A 4162-nucleotide genomic window follows, 5' to 3' on the forward strand; every position below is an offset into this window, starting at 1 on the left:
CCCGCAAGGGTAACTGTTTGGACAATGCAGTCATGGAAAATTTCTTTGGCTTATTAAAGTCCGAACTCCTGTATTTACAGGAATTTGATAGTATTGAACATTTTGAAAGAGAGCTAGCCGACTATATTCTTTATTACAACCACAAGCGAATGAAGGCAAAATTAAAAGACTTAAGCCCAGTGGAATACCGGACTCAAGTCTTGATGGTTGCCTAATCTTTTTTGTCTAACTTTATTGGGTCAGATCACTGGAACGTCCTTTTACTTTACTGGAAAGACGAAGACTCATCGTCGTCACCAAAACAATTTGCTATATCTTGCTGTAGACGATCAACTTCTCTTTCAAGCTGACCTACTCGACGTGCAAGTAGAGCCTCTTGAAAAGGTTGAAAAATATCATCTGTAGCTATAATAGTCACCTGAAATCCATCTTCAATTTTGGGAGCTTAACCCGAAAAAGGTGGGCACAATATTTACCTTATTTAAGATCACCTGACTGACTTACTCTGGAGTGTATATTTCGATATTAATCCATTTCTCTAATTCATCTGTTGTTTCAACTACCATCTCCTCCATGAATTAGCTAAGAGGCGAATATCCATGCTTCTCTTTCTCCCTTTATTACTTTTTATTATAGTGTTTATGATTTTTATTCATTTTGCTCATATAAATGAAAGTTGTAAACTTAGTTGGTAAATATATTCGGTTATACCTTTCAATAACTTTCAAAAGGCAGCTTCCTTATTAGAAAGCTGCCTTAATACATTGTTTTTCATTTTTTGTTCCTACTGGTTTATACTCTCTAGAAGAGGACATAAACCATATCCAAGATTTAGGAGTTATTATTGACTAATTCGGTCTCTTTACCCCAGGGCCGATAGAACAGCTTCTTTGTTTCATATTTGAGTTTGAAGCTCATGTGATTTCCGTGCTTGCTCATTTTTAATGGTACAAAAGATTTATCCCGTACGATTTAAGAATGATACGGGATACCTTTAGTTTTTCAACATCTACCTCAGTACTGACTACTCTTTAAGATAAAATTAACTGTCCATTGACCCTTTTGATTCAATATTCCATGTGTATGAAATGACATTTCAGTATTATCGGATCGGTAATGATGCATCTGTGCTATTATCGTTCCTTTATACTCATTATTACTTACTTTCTTAAACGATTCTGATTCCTCACGAACTAACGTATTCCCAATCCAAATATACGGGTTTTCAATCAAACTTTTAGTATTCGAACTAACTTGTATATTTGAACTTGAGTTTATCGTATAATGCAGCTGAATGTCTTGGCCGTGGTTTATTATCGAATAGTCATTGATGGTTAACCTGATTCCGTTATCCTCGGATGAACCTAAGCCTTTGCTTGATTGAGCATTAGTCAAAGTTGGGCAGGCAAGTCCAAAGATTAAGGAAATACATAAGGCGGCACCAATGAATCGCACGGTATAATTCAGTAATTTCCTCATTTTTCCACCATCCTTACTTTGCGTGAATATCTGATGTTTCGCCAATCTATATTTATCCTTTTAAGAAACAATCTGAGTCCGTTAAAGGAAACAGAAGACTCGGATTGCTTCTAGCGTAAAAATCATTTCTTTTTGGATAGCCAATCCGCTACTGCTTCAGCCTCTTTACCTTTAGCCATGCCTGCTGGCATGCGGTCACCACCATTTAGAATTTTATTCAATATGTCCTCTTTAGACATAGTTTTGCCTATGTGTTGAAGATTTGGAGCTGTTGCGCCTTGAAGATTATCCCCGTGACAGGAAATACAACTTCTTTTGTATACCTTTTCCGGATCGATAACAACGTCAGCTTCCCCTTGTAATTTTGCATTTTTATTTATAGCTCCAGGTTTTAACTTACCTCCGAGACCATAAACAACAACCTTCGTACCACCAGTAATGACTGCAACATATTCTTTGCCGTCAACGGTATATATGGAAGGTGCCATTTTGATTTGTTTTCCTCCACTTTCCATACTCCATAATACTTTACCTGTTTTAATATCAAGAGCATTTACCTTTCCACCCAATTCCCCATAAAAAGCAAGACCGGCAGCAGTACTTGTGAATCCGCCATACATCGGATCGTCCGTTTTATTTTGATATACTTTTTTCCCTGTATTCATATCAATAGCTGTAATGGTACCAGAAACATCAACACCCTTTGGCAATGGAAGTATCTTTGTTCCTGGGAAAGTATTATTATCTTTAGCAATCTCTTCTGCATCTTTAGCCGCTACCATTAAATTAGGACTATTAATACCTGGAATAAGCACATAGTTGGTTTCAGGGTCATAAGTCTGTGGAGCATAGCTTTCTCCACCTGGCGTTCCTGGCCATTGAAGTACAGCCTTACTCTCATCGCTTGGAACGTCCGAATGTTGAATTTTGACAAAAGGTACCCCATCATAAATGGTCTTCCCCGTTTTTGCGTCCCACGCATACCACTTTCCATTCTTACCGCCTTCCACCACAACCTTTTGCTTTTTCCCATCGACCTTTGTATTGAGAATCATCGGTGTTGCGGCAGCGTCATAATCCCATATATCATGATCAACTTGAGTAGATGACCACTTAAACTTCCCTGTTTTACTATCTAAAGCAGTGATAGAATCAGTATATGGATTTTTTCCTTTTCTATCTGCATCATAAAAGTCCGGAGCTGGATTCCCTACAGCAAAATACATCATATCAGTATCTGGATCAAATGACATCGGTGTCCATACGGAGCCTCCGCCCGTATATTTGCCCTTCGCCCAGCCCGTTCCTCTTTCAGGAACGGTCCAAAACGGCTCTTTCCATAGCGGTTCCAGGGTATCTGCTTTAAACGCCCAAACAAAACCTCGTGTACCATTATCACCGCCGCTGCTTCCAACGTAAACGTTGCCATCATAATACATCGGAGCTGAAGATTCATAATATCTGTTTTCTAACTTGATGGAAGGTTCATGATCCCAAAAGTTGACCATTTTTAACAGTTTTCCGTTCTTCGCATCAAGTTTGGCCAGCCGATTATCTATCATCAAGACAAATACATTTCCATTGGCCACTGCGACACCCCTACTTGCCACATTGGACTGCCATGGCAAACTATTAAGATGATCAAGTACTTCCTTGGGCGGTGTCCATGACCAAAGTTTCTTTCCACTTGCGGCATCGATCGCAAACACATGATTTTTCGCACTAGTCACATACATGACCCCGTCGTGCACAACAGGGAAATCTTCTTGTAAATTTGGAACATCCTTATTCCAATCTAAGATATCCTGCTGCCATGCAATCCCCATTTTTTTTACATTATCTTTTGTAATCTCTTTATAGGGCACATGTCGTGTATGTTGAAAGTCATACCCCCAATTTGGGAATCCCGTCTCATCTTCCTGATTTGCCTGGTTGGATTCCTTGGTTTCCCCTTTTTTGTTTTTTGCATTATTCTTGTTATTATTCGACTGACAGCCAACTATAACTATACTCGCAAGCAAAACTAAACCTAATGACTTTAAAAATCGCATCACGGAAATACCCTCCTGACATTATGAAATAATAAATCGAATTTTTGATGATAATTTTTCTACTTTGAGTCTTTAAACCTCCTTAAGACATTCTAATTTTTATAAGAACATTGGTATAATTACCCAAAGCAAAATAAATTATGCAAATTGTAAATAATTCTTCCTTCCCTCTTTTAAAATGCGAGTGATAAGTTTTCGATGAATTCAACTTTATCTCATAAACGATGACCAATCCCCTTAATGATCAAATAGTTCTTTTATCAAAAGTTTAATTGTACTGTTGTACGACCAATTACTCATTATAAGCATAAAAAAAGACCTCCAGCCAAAATGACTGAGAGTCTTTGAAACACCAATATTAACATTTTGAGAACTGAGGCGCACGACGAGCACCTTTAAGACCGTATTTTTTACGTTCTTATATGTGTCCATATAATAGGTAGAAATACGAAATAAAACATTCCATGCTGCCTCTGGACTTACATATGCAACCATAGGAAGATATGTTAAAAGTGATATTTTGAAGGGTTCTGTTTCTTATTTAGCAGGTAATGCAGTTAGAAAGATATCAATAAATGACAATTATTATTGGACAGTTAAAAAATGGTATGATACAGATTCAACGTTTGCAT

The 4162-nt window shown here is 37.6% G+C and carries 3 protein-coding genes and 1 pseudogene; 1 reads left to right on the forward strand and 3 read right to left on the reverse strand.

Annotated elements, in window-relative coordinates; all coding sequences use genetic code 11:
- On the forward strand, nt 1-215 hold a 215-nt coding region (locus tag V7266_RS28315; protein ID WP_335472555.1), incomplete at its 5' end, for an IS3 family transposase.
- 799 nt (nt 216-1014) lie between these two features.
- Here the strand turns inward: V7266_RS28315 and V7266_RS28320 are convergent.
- From V7266_RS28320 to rpsI, 3 genes and pseudogenes are all read right to left on the reverse strand, one after another.
- Nucleotides 1015-1479: a hypothetical protein gene (locus tag V7266_RS28320; protein ID WP_335472556.1), complete on the reverse strand. Its 465-nt coding sequence runs from the start codon at nt 1477-1479 to the stop codon at nt 1015-1017.
- Between the two features lie 122 nt (nt 1480-1601).
- Entirely contained in the window at nt 1602-3530 is a 1929-nt protein-coding gene (locus V7266_RS28325; protein ID WP_335472557.1) for an outer membrane protein assembly factor BamB family protein, read from the reverse strand.
- 358 nt (nt 3531-3888) lie between these two features.
- Nucleotides 3889-3948 (reverse strand): annotated as a pseudogene (gene rpsI / locus V7266_RS30850) (30S ribosomal protein S9); the annotation flags it as partial.
- Nucleotides 3949-4162 lie beyond the last annotated feature (214 nt).

Origin of the sequence: Neobacillus drentensis, from assembly GCF_036965645.1 — a bacterium.
GTDB classification, from domain to species: Bacteria; Bacillota; Bacilli; order Bacillales; family Cytobacillaceae; genus Neobacillus; species Neobacillus drentensis_D.

Bases quoted from the DNA above. Each gene is read 5' to 3' on its own strand.
- V7266_RS28320 (WP_335472556.1), bottom strand. From the start codon at position 1,479: ATGAGGAAATTACTGAATTATACCGTGCGATTCATTGGTGCCGCCTTA.
- V7266_RS28325 (WP_335472557.1), bottom strand. From the start codon at position 3,530: ATGCGATTTTTAAAGTCATTAGGTTTAGTTTTGCTTGCGAGTATAGTT.